This is a genomic window from Caballeronia sp. LjRoot31, assembly GCF_964253885.1.
Taxonomy (GTDB): Bacteria; Pseudomonadota; Gammaproteobacteria; order Burkholderiales; family Burkholderiaceae; genus Caballeronia.
Window position 1 is genome coordinate 2,768,686 of record NZ_CAXURX020000001.1, and the last position, 17,556, is coordinate 2,786,241.

General features: G+C 56.4%; 12 protein-coding genes, 2 tRNA genes and 3 rRNA genes. 8 read left to right on the plus strand and 9 right to left on the minus strand.

All coding sequences use genetic code 11. The features are described 5' to 3' along the window. Positions 1-251 precede the first annotated feature (251 nt). Positions 252-1,451, plus strand: coding sequence for an amino acid aminotransferase (locus tag ACSQ8V_RS12250; protein ID WP_436205872.1), 1,200 nt, complete (start codon positions 252-254; stop codon positions 1,449-1,451). A 129-nt stretch (positions 1,452-1,580) separates the two neighbouring features. Here ACSQ8V_RS12250 and ACSQ8V_RS12255 read toward each other — a convergent pair whose 3' ends face one another. Beyond that, a complete protein-coding gene (locus ACSQ8V_RS12255; RefSeq protein ID WP_436206644.1) occupies positions 1,581-2,819 on the minus strand; it encodes a DUF3734 domain-containing protein in 1,239 nt (412 codons plus the stop codon). A gap of 80 nt (positions 2,820-2,899) precedes the next feature. Further along, a complete protein-coding gene (locus ACSQ8V_RS12260; RefSeq protein ID WP_436205873.1) occupies positions 2,900-3,697 on the minus strand; it encodes a 3-hydroxybutyrate dehydrogenase in 798 nt (265 codons plus the stop codon). A gap of 31 nt (positions 3,698-3,728) precedes the next feature. On the opposite strand from ACSQ8V_RS12260, the gene ACSQ8V_RS12265 reads away from it, so the two are divergent. The 4 genes from ACSQ8V_RS12265 to copM all read left to right on the plus strand — a co-directional run bounded on the left by ACSQ8V_RS12265 (position 3,729) and on the right by copM (position 7,101). Continuing rightward, entirely contained in the window at positions 3,729-3,890 is a 162-nt protein-coding gene (locus ACSQ8V_RS12265) for a hypothetical protein (RefSeq protein WP_436205874.1), read from the plus strand. A gap of 51 nt (positions 3,891-3,941) precedes the next feature. Continuing rightward, positions 3,942-4,913 carry a potassium channel beta subunit family protein gene (locus tag ACSQ8V_RS12270; protein WP_436205875.1) on the plus strand — a complete coding sequence of 324 codons (972 nt, stop codon included), beginning with the start codon at positions 3,942-3,944 and terminating at the stop codon, positions 4,911-4,913. A 159-nt stretch (positions 4,914-5,072) separates the two neighbouring features. Continuing rightward, a complete protein-coding gene (locus tag ACSQ8V_RS12275; protein WP_213761863.1) occupies positions 5,073-5,918 on the plus strand; it encodes a 23S rRNA (adenine(2030)-N(6))-methyltransferase RlmJ in 846 nt (281 codons plus the stop codon). Between the two features lie 769 nt (positions 5,919-6,687). Beyond that, the gene (gene copM / locus ACSQ8V_RS12280; RefSeq protein WP_436205876.1) at positions 6,688-7,101 is read left to right on the plus strand and encodes a CopM family metallochaperone; all 414 of its coding nucleotides are present in this window, start codon (positions 6,688-6,690) and stop codon (positions 7,099-7,101) included. Between the two features lie 94 nt (positions 7,102-7,195). Here copM and ACSQ8V_RS12285 read toward each other — a convergent pair whose 3' ends face one another. Together ACSQ8V_RS12285 and cueR are read right to left on the minus strand one after the other, a co-directional pair. Beyond that, positions 7,196-7,342 (minus strand): DUF3563 family protein, encoded by a 147-nt coding sequence (locus ACSQ8V_RS12285; protein WP_087882081.1) that lies wholly within the window; start codon positions 7,340-7,342, stop codon positions 7,196-7,198. 274 nt (positions 7,343-7,616) lie between these two features. Next, positions 7,617-8,003 carry a Cu(I)-responsive transcriptional regulator gene (gene cueR, locus ACSQ8V_RS12290; protein ID WP_436205877.1) on the minus strand — a complete coding sequence of 129 codons (387 nt, stop codon included), beginning with the start codon at positions 8,001-8,003 and terminating at the stop codon, positions 7,617-7,619. A gap of 97 nt (positions 8,004-8,100) precedes the next feature. On the opposite strand from cueR, the gene ACSQ8V_RS12295 reads away from it, so the two are divergent. Next, on the plus strand, positions 8,101-8,307 hold the full coding sequence (locus tag ACSQ8V_RS12295) for a cation transporter (RefSeq protein ID WP_213761865.1): 207 nt from the start codon (positions 8,101-8,103) through the stop codon (positions 8,305-8,307). Continuing rightward, positions 8,304-9,230, plus strand: a complete 927-nt coding sequence (locus tag ACSQ8V_RS12300; protein WP_436205878.1) for a dTDP-4-dehydrorhamnose reductase family protein — start codon at positions 8,304-8,306, stop codon at positions 9,228-9,230. The genes ACSQ8V_RS12295 and ACSQ8V_RS12300 overlap by 4 nt, the downstream gene beginning before the upstream one ends. A gap of 320 nt (positions 9,231-9,550) precedes the next feature. Here the strand turns inward: ACSQ8V_RS12300 and rrf are convergent. The 5 genes from rrf to ACSQ8V_RS12325 form a co-directional block, all read right to left on the minus strand. Then, positions 9,551-9,663, minus strand: a 5S ribosomal RNA gene (rrf, locus tag ACSQ8V_RS12305). Between the two features lie 176 nt (positions 9,664-9,839). Next, a 23S ribosomal RNA gene (locus ACSQ8V_RS12310) occupies positions 9,840-12,720 on the minus strand. A 327-nt stretch (positions 12,721-13,047) separates the two neighbouring features. After that, positions 13,048-13,123 (minus strand) — tRNA-Ala (locus ACSQ8V_RS12315). Positions 13,124-13,164: 41 nt separating this feature from the next. Then, positions 13,165-13,241 (minus strand) — tRNA-Ile (locus ACSQ8V_RS12320). Between the two features lie 69 nt (positions 13,242-13,310). Next, a 16S ribosomal RNA gene (locus ACSQ8V_RS12325) occupies positions 13,311-14,841 on the minus strand. Together the 16S, 23S and 5S rRNA genes with 2 tRNA genes alongside form the textbook arrangement of a ribosomal RNA operon. 662 nt (positions 14,842-15,503) lie before the next feature. Between ACSQ8V_RS12325 and ACSQ8V_RS12330 the strand changes: the two genes are divergently transcribed. Further along, a complete protein-coding gene (locus ACSQ8V_RS12330; RefSeq protein ID WP_436205879.1) occupies positions 15,504-16,718 on the plus strand; it encodes a DUF2863 family protein in 1,215 nt (404 codons plus the stop codon). Positions 16,719-17,556: the final 838 nt, after the last annotated feature.

Genomic DNA, 17,556 nt, shown 5'->3' on the forward strand with positions numbered 1-17,556 from the left:
AGAAAATCCGAAAATTGCCGGAAAAAAATGGCTAAAACCCGCGTTTCTTCCATTTCGCCAGGCCGAAAAGCGGCGGCCGATTCGTTACAATGCCGAACTGGGGTTTTCATCGATGGGACGGAGTTTTGTTGGCTCCTGTTGGCTCCCTGAGGTCCGGTTTGCGCCGCTTTTTAGCTGCTGTGTTGCCGATTAGCAGCCGATTCCCCATCCCGATCGCCCGTGCCCGCCTTATCCACTACCGCCGATAAATCATGTCTCTTTTCTCAGCCGTCGAACTTGCCCCCCGTGACCCTATTCTGGGCCTGAACGAAGCCTTCAACGCCGATCCGCGCACGACCAAGGTCAATCTCGGCGTGGGCGTGTATTTCAACGAAGAAGGCAAGATTCCGCTCCTGCGCGCCGTTCGCGAAGCCGAAAAAGCGCGTACGGAACTCGCCGCGCCGCGCGGTTATCTGCCCATTGAAGGCATTGCCGCTTATGACGCAGCCGTGCAAAAGCTGCTGCTCGGCAATGATTCGCAACTGATCGCCGACGGCCGCGTGATCACGGCTCAGGCGTTGGGCGGAACGGGCGCGCTCAAGATTGGCGCCGATTTCCTGAAGCGGCTGAATCCCGCGGGCAAAGTAGCCATCAGTGACCCGAGCTGGGAAAACCACCGCGCGTTGTTCGAATACGCGGGTTTTGACGTGCTGAACTACCCGTACTACGACGCAGCCACGCACGGCGTAAAGTTCGACGCCATGCTGGAAGCGTTCAACAGCTACCCGGCCGGAACAGTCGTCGTGTTGCACGCGTGCTGCCATAACCCAACCGGCGTCGACCTGACCCCGGCGCAGTGGCAACAGGTCGTGGAAACGGTCAAGGCACGCTCGCTGGTTCCGTTCCTGGATATCGCTTATCAGGGCTTCGGCGAGAACATCGACGCTGACGCTGCAGCTGTACGCCTTTTCGCCAAGGCAGATATCAACGTATTTGTATCGTCGTCGTTCTCCAAATCGTTCTCGCTGTATGGCGAGCGCGTGGGTGCACTGTCGATCATCACGAGCTCCAAGGAAGAAGCCACGCGCGTGCTGTCGCAACTCAAGCGCGTGATCCGCACAAACTATTCGAATCCGCCGACGCACGGCGGTTCAATTGTCGCCGCGGTGCTCGCTTCGCCCGAATTGCGCGCCACGTGGGAACAGGAACTCGGCGAAATGCGTGACCGCATTCGCGCCATGCGCAACGGTCTGGTCGAGCACATCAAGGCAGCAGGCGTGCAGCGCGACTTCGGCTTCGTGAACCAGCAGCGCGGCATGTTTTCGTATTCGGGCCTGACCTCGCAGCAAGTCGATCGCCTGCGCGAGGAGTTCGGGATCTACGCCGTCAGCACGGGCCGCATCTGCGTGGCCGCGCTGAATACGCGCAATCTTGAAGTAGTAGCCAACGCTATCGCGACCGTGCTGAAATAAGTCTGGTTTTCGTGGTCTCGAAAACGGCGCTCCGTGTGAGCGCCGTTTTTTTGAGCTCCTGGCTGTGCTGCGCACGCGGAACCGTCTACGGTTCACCGCTTGCTCCCTATCGATAAAATTGACACCCGATCAACGCTCGTCGCGATGAACGTCGTGCGTGATGAAACCCGCATCGTTGTTCGGCATATCAAGCCAGTCCCGATGCGAGAGCGTGCCGCGGATATCGGACAAGCCGCTTTCCCAATGCTCGCGCATGGTCGACAGTCCGAATTGATAGTCCTTGTAGTGCCCCTCGTATTCCTTGTGCCGGTAGATGAGGTGAATCACGTTAAAGCGCTTCGAACACGCGAGTTCCTCCGCCGTCTTGCACCACGGGTCGCTGTTGCGGATGTCCACCGGCACTTTGTCCAGCACTTCCCTCAACACGTTCCGAAACCGCTGCGAGCGCTGCAAGGTGTCGGTAACCAGGCGCGTCCGGCTGGAGTACTGAATGTCCTTCACGCGTCCCATCACGTCGACAATGCTGTCCGGCACCGGCCCACGCGCGCTCCACAAATCGACCTGGAACGCGAGCGTGTCACGACGCGGCGTAGCCTGCACGATCTCGTACAGCGGCGTATTGGACATCAGGCCACCGTCCCAGAAATACTCACCATCAATCTCGACGGCCGCAAAACCCGGCGGCAACGCCCCCGAAGCCATGAAATGCTCCGCCCGCAACTTCATGCGAGTGTTGTCGAAATACGCGAAATTGCCGGTAGCTACATTCACCGCGCCCACCGACACCCGCGTCTCACGTGAGTTGATCCGGTCGAAATCGCAGAACCGTTCGAGCGTCCCCTTGAGCGGCCGTGTGTCATAGAAGCTCGCCGTGCCTGGCTCTCCCGCAGCCAACGGTGACGGCGGAGGAAAACGCGGTACGAAGAATCCCTTCTGCCCTTCGACCAAGGCGCTCCCGGCCTGCATCGCGGTGAAAGCCTTGCGGATCTCATCGGTGAAATTGAAGAACGCGTGTTCTACGAAAGCGGGCAACGGCGGCATGAAGGCAGGCTGGCAGATCGTCTCCCAAAACTCGAGCAGACGCGGCACGCGATCCTCGGGCGCGTTCCCCGCGATAATCGCCGTGTTCAATGCGCCAATGGAGATCCCCGCAATCCAGTTCGGGTGAATGCCGGCGTCGTTCAACCCCTGATACACGCCCGCTTGATAAGCACCGAGCGCCCCGCCGCCCTGCAACATCAACGCGATGGTTTCATACGGCGGCAACTTGATGCGCTTGGCCACTTCAGGACCGCCCGAGGCAAATGCCTCGGGCGGTTCGCCAAGGTCAAGGGACGTCACGTGGCGAGGCTCCTTCGTCGCCTTCATTCGTTTCTTCGTTCCTGTTAATTCATTGAGTCCCCGCGCACTGCCCGTTCGTTCTGCCATCGAAACTCCTGTTTGAAGCCTTACTGCATGAACCAGCCGTGGCTCACCACGACCGATTGGCCCGTGAGCGCGGCCGTGGGGAAACCTGCCAGGAACAGAACCGTTTGGGCCACGTCTTCCACCGTTGTGAAGACGCCGTCGACAGTGCCGCCCAGCATCACGTTCCTGACCACGTCCTCTTCGCTGATACCAAGCTCCTTGGCCTGCTCAGGGATCTGCTTGTCGACCAGCGGCGTGCGCACGAAACCCGGGCACACCACATGCGAGCGCACGTGATGCTTCGCGCCCTCCTTCGCCAGTACACGGGCCAGTCCGAGCAACGCGTGCTTGGCCGTGACATACGCGGACTTGAGCGCCGACGCCTCGTGCGAATGCACCGATCCCATATAGATCACGACACCGCCACGATCGTCCTTGTACATGTGCTGGAGCGCAGCTTTCGTGGTCAAAAACGCCCCGTCGACGTGAATGGCCTGCATTTTCTTCCAGTCGGAATACGCGTAGTTTTCGATCGGATTGACGATCTGCACGCCGGCGTTCGACACCAGGATATCGACCGAGCCGAATTCCGCCGCCACCCGATCGATACCGGTATTCACCGCCTGTTCGTCGGTCACGTCCATCACCACGCCTAATGCGCGGCCACCCTGCGACCTGATCTGCTCGGCCACGGCGTCGGCGGCGTCCTGGTTCAGATCTGCTATGGCGACCGCTGCGCCTGCCTCGGCCAGAGTCAGGGCAATCTGCTTACCGATCCCGCTCGCCGCGCCCGTGACCACCGCCACCTTGCCCGCCAGACTCGTATTCAGTGATGTCATTTGCCACCCCTCCTCTGTTCAGGTTTGAACAATGAAACCACGCAATGCCGCGCCGATCAACCTCGATAAATGTCATAGGCCTTTCGGTCAGCTATCCGACGTCACTCGGCCGGGTTATCGTTCGATCACAAATGCAATGAACGCAAAGATTGCCAAGCCGGGCATCGCCGCGCGAATCCTGAAATCGGATTAAGCTTTGAAACCCGCCTGATGCAGCTCAAACCCAAAACTGGAGATCACGAACATGAATTATCGTCGGCTAGGACGTTCCGGCCTGCAGGTCAGCGAATTGTCGATCGGCTCGTGGGTCACCTACGGTACGCAAGTCGACCATCGCGCGGCGCGCGAGTCGCTCGCTGCCGCCCGCGATCACGGCGTAAATTTCTTCGATAACGCGGAGGTCTATTCCAAAGGCAAGTCCGAGGAAATCATGGGGCGCGCGTTGAAAGAGCTCGCGTGGCCGCGGGTAAGCTACGTGGTGTCGACCAAGTTTTTCTTTGGCATCAACGAAGGACCGAACCAGCAGCAAACGCTCAGCCGCAAGTACCTGCATAACGCCATTGACGGCTCGCTTGCGCGTCTGCAACTCGATTACGTCGACCTCGTGTTTTGCCATCGGCCCGATCCGCATACGCCGATCGAGGAAACCGTATGGGCAATGAGCGACATCATCGCGCGGGGCAAGGCGCTGTATTGGGGCACGTCCGAATGGAGCGCCGACGAAATTCGCACGGCGTACGACATTGCCGAGCGGCATCATCTGCACAAACCGGTGATGGAGCAGCCCGAGTACAACCTGCTGCATCGCAAGCGGGTCGAGAACGAATACAAGCGCCTCTATGAAGACATTGGGCTGGGTCTGACAACCTGGAGTCCGCTCGCTTCGGGGCTGCTCACCGGCAAGTATCGCGATGGCGTTCCGTCGGATAGCCGCGCGCAGCTTCAAGGTTACGAATGGTTGGCCAAGAAGCTGACGGACAAGGGCGCAAACAATATTGTCGGGCGGCTTGCGGAAGTATCCGACCAGCTTGGCTGCTCGGTGGCACAGCTTTCACTCGCCTGGATTTTGCTGAATCCGAATGTCAGCACGGTGATTACGGGTGCATCGCGGGTCGAGCAGATTCACGAGAATATGAAGGCCATCGACGTCGTGCAAAAGATCACGCCGGAGATCAAGCAGCGCATCGAGGAAATCGTGGGTGACGCGTTCGTCTGACGCTTGGGTCTTGGACAGGCAGGGTCGTCGGCTACAATAACGACCCTGCCGCGTGTGCCTTGTAGTGCCGCGGCGCGCTTTTGCATCTTGGCGCTTAGGCACTTTCTTCGTCCGTCCGGCTCAGGACGCGCTCATTCTCGTCTCGCTTACTCATTTGCCATGCTCAGTTACCGACACGCTTTTCACGCAGGCAACCACGCAGACGTGCTGAAACACGCGGTTGTCGTGCAGTTGCTGCAACACCTTGCCCAGAAGGACAAGGCGTTCTGGTATATCGACACCCACGCGGGCGCCGGCGTGTATTCGCTGACTGACGGCTTCGCGACCAAGACGGGCGAGTTCGAGACAGGCATTGCCAAGATTTGGACCAAGCGTGATTTGCCGGGTTTGCTCAAGGATTACGTCAAAGAGGTCAAGGCGCTGAACGCGGACGGCACGCTGCAGTTCTATCCTGGCTCGCCCTATCTCGCATGGCGGGTAATGCGCGAGCAGGACCGCATGCGGTTGTTCGAGCTGCATTCCACCGAAATCGACGTGCTGCGCCACAATTTCCGCGACGCAGGCCGGCGGGCAGTGCTTTTCGAAGGCGATGGTTTCGACGGCATCATCAAGCTGTTACCACCACCGCCGCGCCGCGCGCTTGTCCTGATCGATCCATCGTATGAAGACAAGCGCGATTACGCGCGCACGCTGAACTGCCTTGAGGAAAGCCTGAAGCGCTTTGCGACCGGCACTTATGCAATCTGGTATCCGCAAGTGACCCGGCTGGAGTCCCAGCGTTTCGCCGATCAATTGAAGCGAGTGCAGCCCAAGAATTGGCTGCATGCGTCATTGACCGTCAGCAAACCTCCCGTCGACGGCTTTGGCCTGTTCGGGAGTGGCATGTTTATCGTGAACCCGCCGTATACGCTCGCAGCTGCGCTGAAAGAGACGCTGCCGTATCTTGTCGACGCACTCGGTCAGGACAGCAAGGCGGCGTTCAAACTCGAACATCGTGGCGACTGAAAACGACCGGAACCCTCTGCACCGTTCGCCGTTAATCAAGCGACGTGGTAACCGCACCGGTTGCAGTATGTGGGTCCGACGATCGGGTTGGCACGGTCGGCACAGGGCTTGGGGCTGCGACGGGTCTGGGCGTTGCGATGGGTATCGTGATGATGGGAGGCTGGCCCGGAGACTGCCTTGCTTGCGGCACTGCGGGCTGCGTTGACGTGGACGCCTGGGTTTGCTTTCCGGTCGGCACGCCGTAAGAGGCCCCGGAATGCGGCGACGTAGTACGTGGTCGATGCTGGTAATTGGATGACGACGGCTGTGAGCCCGTTGACGATCCATATCCCTGCCCGGCGTGATGCCCACCCTGCTGAAGTCCGATGTAAGGCGAAACGATGATCGTCTGCTGATCCTGCTGCGGCAATTCGGGCAACGTGGCCATCGGGCGCGCTGGCACCATGCCAGAACCATTCAACGGACCCGTCTGTAGAACCGTGCCGCCAGCGCCGCTATGAATCCCTGTCTGCGTATCCAGAATGAGCGGCTGACCGCTCGCCTGTCCGAATGCGTCCAACGTCGTCAACCCCGAAACAAGCCATAGCGCCGCCGTCGCCACATATTTGACAGGTCGAAGTTCTGGACTCACACCGCCCCCTTGGCAAATGAATGACAACCGGCACGCATATCGGGCCGATTCATTTCGTATCATATAAAAGCGCTTTACCTTACCGCGATGGCAAGCTTTAAGCTAGCGCTCCCGAAAGTCGATATTCAAGGAGATTCGATGACGTTTCCGAAAACCTTCCTCGCTGGCGCCGCCGCGTTCGCAGTCTCAATCGTTCTCTCGATGTCCGCTGCGTCTGCACAGACGCCGGCATCCTCTGCGCCGATGGCAGGCATGGACATGTCAGCCGCAAGCGGCAGCCAGGGCGATTCCGCGTCGACGAAAGAATTTCAGGCAGCCGATCATTCGATGATGTCCGGCATGTCTGGTGTCGAGTACACCGGTGATGCCGATCATGATTTTGTCGCGCACATGATCCCGCACCACGAGGGCGCGGTCGCGATGGCAAAGGTCGAGTTGAAGTACGGCAAGGACGCCAAGTTGCGGGCCTTGGCCAAGGAGATCATCGCTTCGCAGGATAAGGAGATTGCGTTCATGAAGCGATGGCTCGCGACGCATCCCCAGAAAAAGTGAGCGGCCTGGCCTGATTGGCGAGAGTAGCCCAAAAATGACAAAGCCCCGCATGCGGGGCTTGTTCAATTTTTCGACCGGGTGTTTTCGGCTGAAATTACAGCGAGTAGCCTTCGGTTTCCAACGAGCGGATGCGCTTTTCGAGTTGGACGATATCGGACGATTGCGCCAGATATTCTTCGCGACGATTACGTTCGGCGGTTTCAAACCAGATGCTGACTTTTTCGAGCAGGAATGCAAACATGATTTTTTCTCCAAGGATTTCAAATGAATCCCCGGCGGTTCGGGTCAGGGATATCCCTCAAAAGGGTTAACCCGGATTATAGACGAACCCCGCTGCCGGTGTTAGTGAAATGCCTGCATTGGGTGCATTCTTTTTTGGAATGGTGCACGCACCGTCTTGGAACAAGTGATTGATTTCTCTACTCTTCTTGGAAATTTTCAAGTAAGTACACTAATTTGGCACATCTATAGTGCACAAATCTGGCGAACGGGCTTGCCAAACCGCACCAACATGATCACCCGGCCAGTCTTTCCAGAATGGGGCAATCGGGTCGTCCGTCACCGTGGCAATTGACCGCCAAATGAGCGAGCGTGTCCCGCATATCGGTTAGTTCCGCGATCCGCCTGTCCAGCTCCGCGACATGTTCCAGCGCGATCGCCTTGACCTCTGCGCTGGCACGCTGCCGATCCTGCCATAAAGCCAGGAGTTTGCGAATATCGTCGACGAGAAAGCCGAGCCGACGAGCTTGCCGAACAAAACGTAGCGCATGAACCTCCTGGGTCCCGTACATCCTGTACCCCGATGTAGTCCGATCAACCGGTGGCAAAAGACCAACACTCTCGTAGTACCGAATCATCTTGGCCGTCACACCGGACGCGCGAGCGGCTTCGCCAATGTTCATCGCAGATACTCCTAAATTTTTCCATAGACTCTACACCTTCCAACGATAGGAAGGTATAGCATGGTTCGCTCTTACAAAACCCAGGCAAGGAATTGATATGGCTGAATTTAAGGTAGAAGGCATGAGCTGCCAGCATTGCGTCGCCGCCGTTACGCGCTCTATCCACGAAATCGACGCCGCCGCGCAAGTTCAAGTGGATCTCGAGCACGGGCGTGTTGTGGTGGCATCGACCGAAACCATTGATGCGCTCAAGGAAGCGATCGATGAGGCGGGCTACACGGTCGTATCGGCGAAGGCCGCATGACTCGAGGGCCGCAATTCAAGGTTGCGTTGATTGGCGCGTCCGGGTTGCTTGGACGCGCCGTTGCAAATGAACTAGCCGCGATAACCCGATGGCAGGTGGTACGAACAGCGTTTCGTCATGGCGACACGAGCACTATCACGCTCGATATCCGTGATGAGCGCGCCGTTCGGGAGTTCATCGCTGACCAGGCGCCTGACGCAATCGTTGTAGCTGCGGCCGAACGGCGTCCAGACGTTTGTGAGAATGACCCGATGCTCGCGCGAGCGTTGAATGTTGAGGCATTGGGCTTTATCGCGAGCGCCGTACAGGAGACCGGTTCGTGGGTCCTCTCCATCTCGACCGACTATGTCTTCGATGGTACACGACCGCCCTATCAGCCGGACGATGCACCGAATCCCCTTAACGCCTATGGTCGCAGCAAGCTTGACGGAGAACAAACGCTGCTGCGATCCAGCGCCCAGTCCTGCGTGCTGCGTTTGCCGTTGCTATATGGTCCGGTAATCGACTGGGGTGAGTCGGCGGTGACAAGCTTGACCCCGGCAATCGTGGAATCTTCTCGTGGACCCGCGCCGGCGGTGATGGACGCTTGGGCAACGCGCTACCCCACCTTCACGCCTGACGTGGCAGTTGTGATCAGGCAGTTGTTGGAACGCCATGAAATCAGTGAATCAGTTACCGGCGTGATGCACTGGTCCGGCGATGAGCCAATGACAAAGTTCGAGATTGCGCAGCGGATCGCGCAAGTGCTGAACATTGATGCCTGCCTCACAGCACAACGAACGCCGATCGATACTACGCCGCGCCCGCGGAACTGCCATCTAGCATCCGATGCGCTGGAGGTTTTGAAGATAGGACAACGAACACCCTTCGACGCCGCGATCCGCACGGCACTGCAAAACTGGCCACATCCAACGAGCCTGTGAGAGGCCGTTAAATTCAGGCATAGCCGACCAAGCGGCGTCCGAATTCAACACCGCCGTTTTGGCATTTCACTACTTTGCGCATACTAGGAGAAGACTAGGGTTATCAGTCTTGAGGCCTGCCTGAGACTATCGACTTCCTCGCTCGGCTGAGTAAGCTTGCACGGCAGGCTGAAGACCTCATGGTCATATCGAAGGAGTGATTCGCGTGCGAAGAACTTCTCGAATGAGCTATCTGAACCGTGGAGTCGAAACGCAAAAACCCCACCTTTGTGGGGTGGGGTTTTTGTTTAGCTGCACAGGTTACGAGCAACAGATGAGGAGCCTGACGATTACCTACTTTCACACGGGAATCCGCACTATCATTGGCGTGGAGTCGTTTCACGGTCCTGTTCGGGATGGGAAGGGGTGGTACCGACTCGCTATGGTCATCAGGCATAAAGGGGTGTTGTATCGCGGGTTAGGCGCTACAACCAATCTGGGGAAGAAGTAGTCGAGTTCACTCTTGCAGAGCGCCTCGTTGTTACTGGATTGTGTTTGTTACTAGGCACAACACTGATCTCAACCTTGCGCGTTCGTCTGGCACTGGGCCATCGGAGACACACTTGTTATAGGATCAAGCCTTACGGGCAATTAGTATCAGTTAGCTTAATGCATTACTGCACTTCCACACCTGACCTATCAACGTCCTGGTCTAGAACGACCCTTCAAGGAGCTTAAAGCTCCAGGGATATCTCATCTCAAGGCGAGTTTCCCGCTTAGATGCTTTCAGCGGTTATCTCTTCCGAACATAGCTACCCGGCGATGCCACTGGCGTGACAACCGGTACACCAGAGGTTCGTCCACTCCGGTCCTCTCGTACTAGGAGCAGCCCCCTTCAAATATCCAACGCCCACGGCAGATAGGGACCAAACTGTCTCACGACGTTTTAAACCCAGCTCACGTACCTCTTTAAATGGCGAACAGCCATACCCTTGGGACCGGCTACAGCCCCAGGATGAGATGAGCCGACATCGAGGTGCCAAACACCGCCGTCGATATGAACTCTTGGGCGGTATCAGCCTGTTATCCCCAGAGTACCTTTTATCCGTTGAGCGATGGCCCTTCCATACAGAACCACCGGATCACTATGACCTGCTTTCGCACCTGCTCGACTTGTCGGTCTCGCAGTTAAGCACGCTTATGCCATTGCACTATCAGCACGATTTCCGACCGTACCTAGCGTACCTTCGTACTCCTCCGTTACACTTTGGGAGGAGACCGCCCCAGTCAAACTGCCTACCATGCACTGTCCCCGATCCGGATCACGGACCAAGGTTAGAACCTCAAACAAACCAGGGTGGTATTTCAAGGACGGCTCCACCGAAACTAGCGTTCCGGTTTCATAGCCTCCCACCTATCCTACACAGATCGGTTCAAAGTCCAATGCAAAGCTACAGTAAAGGTTCATGGGGTCTTTCCGTCTAGCCGCGGGGAGATTGCATCATCACAAACACTTCAACTTCGCTGAGTCTCGGGAGGAGACAGTGTGGCCATCGTTACGCCATTCGTGCAGGTCGGAACTTACCCGACAAGGAATTTCGCTACCTTAGGACCGTTATAGTTACGGCCGCCGTTTACCGGGACTTCAATCAAGAGCTTGCACCCCATCATTTAATCTTCCGGCACCGGGCAGGCGTCACACCCTATACGTCCACTTTCGTGTTTGCAGAGTGCTGTGTTTTTATTAAACAGTCGCAGCCACCAGTTTATTGCAACCCCTTCACCCTCCTGGCGCAGGCCAGTCAAGCTACAGGGGCGTACCTTATCCCGAAGTTACGGTACCAATTTGCCGAGTTCCTTCTCCCGAGTTCTCTCAAGCGCCTTAGAATACTCATCTCGCCCACCTGTGTCGGTTTGCGGTACGGTCTTGTTAAACTGAAGCTTAGAGGCTTTTCTTGGAACCACTTCCGATTGCTTCGCCACCTAAGCGGCTCGCCTCACACCCTTGAATTCCGCGCCCGGATTTGCCTAAGCGCCTTCTCCAATGCAAGGACCGGGACTTCCAACACCCGGACAACCTTCCGCGATCCGTCCCCCCATCGCATTTAACAATGGTGCAGGAATATTAACCTGCTTCCCATCAGCTACGCATTTCTGCCTCGCCTTAGGGGCCGACTCACCCTACGCCGATGAACGTTGCGTAGGAAACCTTGGGCTTACGGCGAGGGGGCTTTTCACCCCCTTTATCGCTACTCATGTCAGCATTCGCACTTCCGATACCTCCAGCACACTTTTCAATGCACCTTCACAGGCTTACGGAACGCTCTCCTACCATGCGGGATAAATCCCGCATCCGCAGCTTCGGTATATTGCTTAGCCCCGTTACATCTTCCGCGCAGGACGACTCGATCAGTGAGCTATTACGCTTTCTTTAAAAGATGGCTGCTTCTAAGCCAACTTCCTGACTGTTTTAGCCTTCCCACTTCGTTTCCCACTTAGCAATATTTGGGGACCTTAGCTGGCGGTCTGGGTTGTTTCCCTCTTGACACCGGACGTTAGCACCCGATGTCTGTCTCCCGTGATTGCACTCTTCGGTATTCGGAGTTTGCTATGGCGTAGTAATCCGCAATGGACCCCACAACCATGACAGTGCTCTACCCCCGAAGGTGATACACGAGGCACTACCTAAATAGTTTTCGGAGAGAACCAGCTATTTCCAAGTTTGTTTAGCCTTTCACCCCTATCCACAGCTCATCCCCTAATTTTTCAACATTAGTGGGTTCGGTCCTCCAGTACGTGTTACCGCACCTTCAACCTGGCCATGGATAGATCACTTGGTTTCGGGTCTACGCCCAGCAACTGAACGCCCTATTCGGACTCGCTTTCGCTACGGCTGCCTTAATCAGTTAACCTTGCTACTGAACGTAAGTCGCTGACCCATTATACAAAAGGTACGCCGTCACCCCTTTCAAGGCTCCGACTGTTTGTATGCATGCGGTTTCAGGATCTATTTCACTCCCCTCCCGGGGTTCTTTTCGCCTTTCCCTCACGGTACTGGTTCACTATCGGTCGATCACGAGTATTTAGCCTTGGAGGATGGTCCCCCCATCTTCAGACAGGATTTCACGTGTCCCGCCCTACTTGTCGTACACCTAGTTCCACACATCCGCTTTCGCCTACAGGACTATCACCTGCTATGGTCACACTTTCCAGAGTGTTCGGCTAACGGTCGTGCTAAAGAGTACAGGCTGATCCCATTTCGCTCGCCACTACTTTGGGAATCTCGGTTGATTTCTTTTCCTGCGGTTACTTAGATGTTTCAGTTCACCGCGTTCGCTTCACTAGACCTATGTATTCAGTCTAGGATGACCCAGAAGGGCCGGGTTTCCCCATTCGGATATCGGGGGATCAAAGCTCGTTTGCCAGCTCCCCCCCGCTTTTCGCAGGCTACCGCGTCCTTCATCGCCTGTGATCGCCAAGGCATCCACCACATGCACTTGTTCGCTTGACCCTATAACGAGTGTGTCTCTCCAAACACTACCCAGGTTGCCCCGGACCGTGTTTTTCTTCACCCCGCTATAGGTTGAGTATTCGTGTTGCGCCGTATTCCAAAGCAATCTTTCGATCACCTTTTCATACATTGATACAATCACAACCCTGATCCACCTACTCACACACTCATCTCTAAGTATGCTTTCGTGAATCTCTTTACTACTTCTTCCAGATTGTTAAAGAACGACAGCACAACTTAAAGCGCTATGCTTTAAGTTGCTTACTGACTGGCTCAATCGCCAATGCGTAATCACTCTCTTTATAAAGAATGCTATGCGTTGGTGATTGGTGGAGGATGACGGGATCGAACCGACGACCCCCTGCTTGCAAAGCAGGTGCTCTCCCAGCTGAGCTAATCCCCCAAGTACCTTGATGCTTGAGGGTCTGCATTTACAAACGTAAATGGTGGGTCTGGTTGGATTCGAACCAACGACCCCCGCCTTATCAAGACGGTGCTCTAACCAACTGAGCTACAGACCCTTAGCCTGTCTTCTTACAGCCGATAAGCGTGAGCGCTTTAGCACTTCACTTCAAAACGTTGAGCTCGAGAAAGGAGGTGATCCAGCCGCACCTTCCGATACGGCTACCTTGTTACGACTTCACCCCAGTCATGAATCCTACCGTGGTGACCGTCCTCCTTGCGGTTAGACTAGCCACTTCTGGTAAAACCCACTCCCATGGTGTGACGGGCGGTGTGTACAAGACCCGGGAACGTATTCACCGCGGCATGCTGATCCGCGATTACTAGCGATTCCAGCTTCACGTAGTCGAGTTGCAGACTACGATCCGGACTACGATCGGTTTTCTGGGATTAGCTCCCCCTCACGGGTTGGCAGCCCTCTGTTCCGACCATTGTATGACGTGTGAAGCCCTACCCATAAGGGCCATGAGGACTTGACGTCATCCCCACCTTCCTCCGGTTTGTCACCGGCAGTCTCCTTAGAGTGCTCTTGCGTAGCAACTAAGGACAAGGGTTGCGCTCGTTGCGGGACTTAACCCAACATCTCACGACACGAGCTGACGACAGCCATGCAGCACCTGTGTATCGGTTCTCTTTCGAGCACCCCCACCTTTCAGCAGGGTTCCGACCATGTCAAGGGTAGGTAAGGTTTTTCGCGTTGCATCGAATTAATCCACATCATCCACCGCTTGTGCGGGTCCCCGTCAATTCCTTTGAGTTTTAATCTTGCGACCGTACTCCCCAGGCGGTCAACTTCACGCGTTAGCTACGTTACTAAGTCAATGAAGACCCAACAACTAGTTGACATCGTTTAGGGCGTGGACTACCAGGGTATCTAATCCTGTTTGCTCCCCACGCTTTCGTGCATGAGCGTCAGTATTGGCCCAGGGGGCTGCCTTCGCCATCGGTATTCCTCCACATCTCTACGCATTTCACTGCTACACGTGGAATTCTACCCCCCTCTGCCATACTCTAGCTCGCCAGTCACAAATGCAGTTCCCAGGTTAAGCCCGGGGATTTCACATCTGTCTTAACGAACCGCCTGCGCACGCTTTACGCCCAGTAATTCCGATTAACGCTCGCACCCTACGTATTACCGCGGCTGCTGGCACGTAGTTAGCCGGTGCTTATTCTTCCGGTACCGTCATCCTCCCGCCGTATTAGGGCAGAAGTTTTCTTTCCGGACAAAAGTGCTTTACAACCCGAAGGCCTTCTTCACACACGCGGCATTGCTGGATCAGGGTTTCCCCCATTGTCCAAAATTCCCCACTGCTGCCTCCCGTAGGAGTCTGGGCCGTGTCTCAGTCCCAGTGTGGCTGGTCGTCCTCTCAGACCAGCTACAGATCGTCGCCTTGGTAGGCCTTTACCCCACCAACTAGCTAATCTGCCATCGGCCGCCCCTATAGCGCGAGGTCTTTCGATCCCCCGCTTTCTTCCGTAGATCGTATGCGGTATTAATCCGGCTTTCGCCGGGCTATCCCCCACTACAGGACACGTTCCGATGTATTACTCACCCGTTCGCCACTCGCCACCAGGGTTACCCCCGTGCTGCCGTTCGACTTGCATGTGTAAGGCATGCCGCCAGCGTTCAATCTGAGCCAGGATCAAACTCTTCAGTTCAATGCCTGTTACTGTTTTCTATTCTTGCGAATAGGTCGCTCACTCAACGTACTGACAAGTTCCTCCCATCTTCCCTTTCGGAAAGACGCTCAAAACCTACCTTAATACTAGTGTGAGACTTGATACTTTCGCTTCACGGCAGCATCTCCCGAGAAACCCCGGAAAACACCACCACGCTCAAAGCCAAGCACCAAGCGCCCACACTTATCGGCTGTTAGTTTTTAAAGAACATTCGCTACACACCGCACAGTCCCAACCCTCAGAACCCTGCCGCTTTCGCGTCGCTGCACCTGCAGCACAGAAACGAGATTATGTCCTGCGTTTCGCTTTCCGTCAACAGGTTTTTTACTTCACCCGAACTTTCTGATTCGCTGCGAAGCCCGTCCTGCTTGGCTCTGCGGCATCCTCAATAGCGACACGCCACTTGCACTTTCTCACTTCCCTTCGCCTCTTCGTGAAGCGAAGGAACGGAATTCTAGTGCCCGTTTCTCACTCGCGCAAGAGGTTCGTGAAAAGAATTTCAGCGGTGCTTTTCTTCACCGTAATAAAGGGCGCAAAAGGAAGGCGCGAACCCGGTATCGCAGAGAGGCGGTGCGCTAATGGTCCAACCGGACGCATAGCGACTACAATCTAAGGTTCTCTGCACCTGATAACTGCCTCCTATGCGCTCGCGAATCGCCAAACGACTTCCCCCGGATGCCGACAAGCTCGTCGGTCTTTCGCTCTCGCTCTTCGCATCGGGCAGCCGTATAGAAGACCGGTTCTGGGAAGCGCGTCTCGACGCCCTTCTCGGGAAAATTGTGCGCAACGGCAATCAGACTGCGCTCGATGCCGCCCTCGACCATCTTCAACTCAAGTTCCCGGACGCCTACGGCGCGCTCGCCGATATGGCGGAAACACAAAGCGAGTCGTTCGCGATCGAGATCGACGGCGTGCCGCACGAAGCATTGCTGATCGCGGCACCCGTGCTGGCATGGACTCGCTACTCAATTCCATCCGGACCGCTCAAGGCCGACGTGGTCGACGCATTGCGTGCTCAGCTGCAAGCCCACGTGCTCGCGGAAGGCGCCAAGGTGTCGGTTGCGCCGTATCTCTATAGCATCGACCAGTTGCCGCGCCACCATGTGGAGACGGCGCGCGTGGCGCAGCAACTCATACAAACCGTACTCGGCAACGCGCCAGCCCGCCTCAATCTCGGTGACCTGCCTGAAACCTCACCGATCCTCGCCGATCCGCGCTTTTTGCTTGCGATGGCCATCGTGCCCGCAGGCGAAGCGCTGTTTCGGTGGCAAGAAGAAACGGCCGGCACCCGGATCGAACGCGGTCAGTGCCTTGAACACTGGGCGGCCCAGGGGGGCGCCACTTTTGCCGCCATCCTGCCCGGCTGCGAATTCGAATGCCTGTTGCCCGACGCCTACTACTCGGCATGTCGTGACGCCGACGAACAAGTTCGGCCGCACTCGGTCCGCACCGCCGTTCGCTACCTGTTCGACACGCTCGGCACGACGCCTGACGAATTACGCGCCGTGATTGCAGGGTTCGGCGAGCAACGCGTGGACGAATATCGGATCGGCTTTACCCGCCGCGGCAGCAACGACGTGATCTACGGCGTCGTCTGGCCGCTTTACGGACGGGAAAACGGCGAAATTGGCGCGGCGGAAGAAGCGGCCGAGCTGGAAGGCGCGGATGGTCCGGTGGAAGAGATCGTTGCGTTGTTGAAGCGCTCGGGCGTAACCGATGTGCGTCGTCACACCGGCCGTTTCGAGCCGGAATATTGCGATGATTGCGGCGTGCCACTGTATGCGGATCCGCTCGGGGAGATCGTCCATGCGGAAATGCCGGAAGACGCTGAGCCAGCCCAGCCGCATTTTCACTGAGTTAAGCGGTTGAAGGCGTTGCGACTCGTGCGCCGAACGTTGCCGCCCTGCGCTGGTTCGTATCACCGCAAGCGATCGGGAGATTAGCGTATCCGGACTTGCGGAATAAGATGCAGCGCAAATCCTGATGGGTCTAATCTTAACTTCCTGATCCGATACAAAAAGCCGTTCCAAGCGACCATTGGGACGGTTTTTTTTGCACGTCGCACTCGCAACGCCCGGTTACCCAATTACATGGGACGTCTGCGGAACCCGCGTCGCGCGAACAAACAGGCACGCTCCAACTCCCTCGAAATAAAACCCATTTCGCAAAGCAGTCCCAAGCGTCGAGTTCGCTACCGCAAGGAAGGGCTAGGACAGCTGATCCGCCCTATCGTCTATGCGATGCAACCCCGGGTAGCGGCGTCTTTCTCGTGTTTTCATCCCCCGAGCCCCATCTACCACTCCGGCGGCGCTACCGACTTAGCGGACGAAATCGATACGCGAAGCAGTGAAAAGCTCAAGCCACTAGCCGCGTTGTCAGATCAAAACAACGCCGCTAGTGGATTCAAGCAAGAACAACCCAAATTACCCCCATGCAGGTGCGATGCCGCAGCACGGAAGCGCGCTTCAGATAAGTCTCATTACGTCTCGTATTCACACTTCCACTTGAGAATCATCCCAACTTCAACCGAAGGCATTCGAGACTTCTCCTAGCAAAACTGCCCTGAAGTGAAATTAATTCACCAAATCAACCGCCAGGCGAAACACAGCCCGGGATTTTGTGCGTAATGCCTATGCCATTCGGTCAGGGCGCAATTTCGGCCGCGATTGGTCATTATCGGTTCAGCCGCATATC

Coding starts and splice junctions, on each gene's coding strand:
- ACSQ8V_RS12250 (WP_436205872.1), top strand. CDS start 252: ATGTCTCTTTTCTCAGCCGTCGAACTTGCCCCCCGTGACCCTATTCTG.
- ACSQ8V_RS12255 (WP_436206644.1), bottom strand. CDS start 2,819: ATGAAGGCGACGAAGGAGCCTCGCCACGTGACGTCCCTTGACCTTGGC.
- ACSQ8V_RS12260 (WP_436205873.1), bottom strand. CDS start 3,697: ATGACATCACTGAATACGAGTCTGGCGGGCAAGGTGGCGGTGGTCACG.
- ACSQ8V_RS12265 (WP_436205874.1), top strand. CDS start 3,729: ATGAAACCACGCAATGCCGCGCCGATCAACCTCGATAAATGTCATAGG.
- ACSQ8V_RS12270 (WP_436205875.1), top strand. CDS start 3,942: ATGAATTATCGTCGGCTAGGACGTTCCGGCCTGCAGGTCAGCGAATTG.
- ACSQ8V_RS12275 (WP_213761863.1), top strand. CDS start 5,073: ATGCTCAGTTACCGACACGCTTTTCACGCAGGCAACCACGCAGACGTG.
- copM (WP_436205876.1), top strand. CDS start 6,688: ATGACGTTTCCGAAAACCTTCCTCGCTGGCGCCGCCGCGTTCGCAGTC.
- ACSQ8V_RS12285 (WP_087882081.1), bottom strand. CDS start 7,342: ATGTTTGCATTCCTGCTCGAAAAAGTCAGCATCTGGTTTGAAACCGCC.
- cueR (WP_436205877.1), bottom strand. CDS start 8,003: ATGAACATTGGCGAAGCCGCTCGCGCGTCCGGTGTGACGGCCAAGATG.
- ACSQ8V_RS12295 (WP_213761865.1), top strand. CDS start 8,101: ATGGCTGAATTTAAGGTAGAAGGCATGAGCTGCCAGCATTGCGTCGCC.
- ACSQ8V_RS12300 (WP_436205878.1), top strand. CDS start 8,304: ATGACTCGAGGGCCGCAATTCAAGGTTGCGTTGATTGGCGCGTCCGGG.
- ACSQ8V_RS12330 (WP_436205879.1), top strand. CDS start 15,504: ATGCGCTCGCGAATCGCCAAACGACTTCCCCCGGATGCCGACAAGCTC.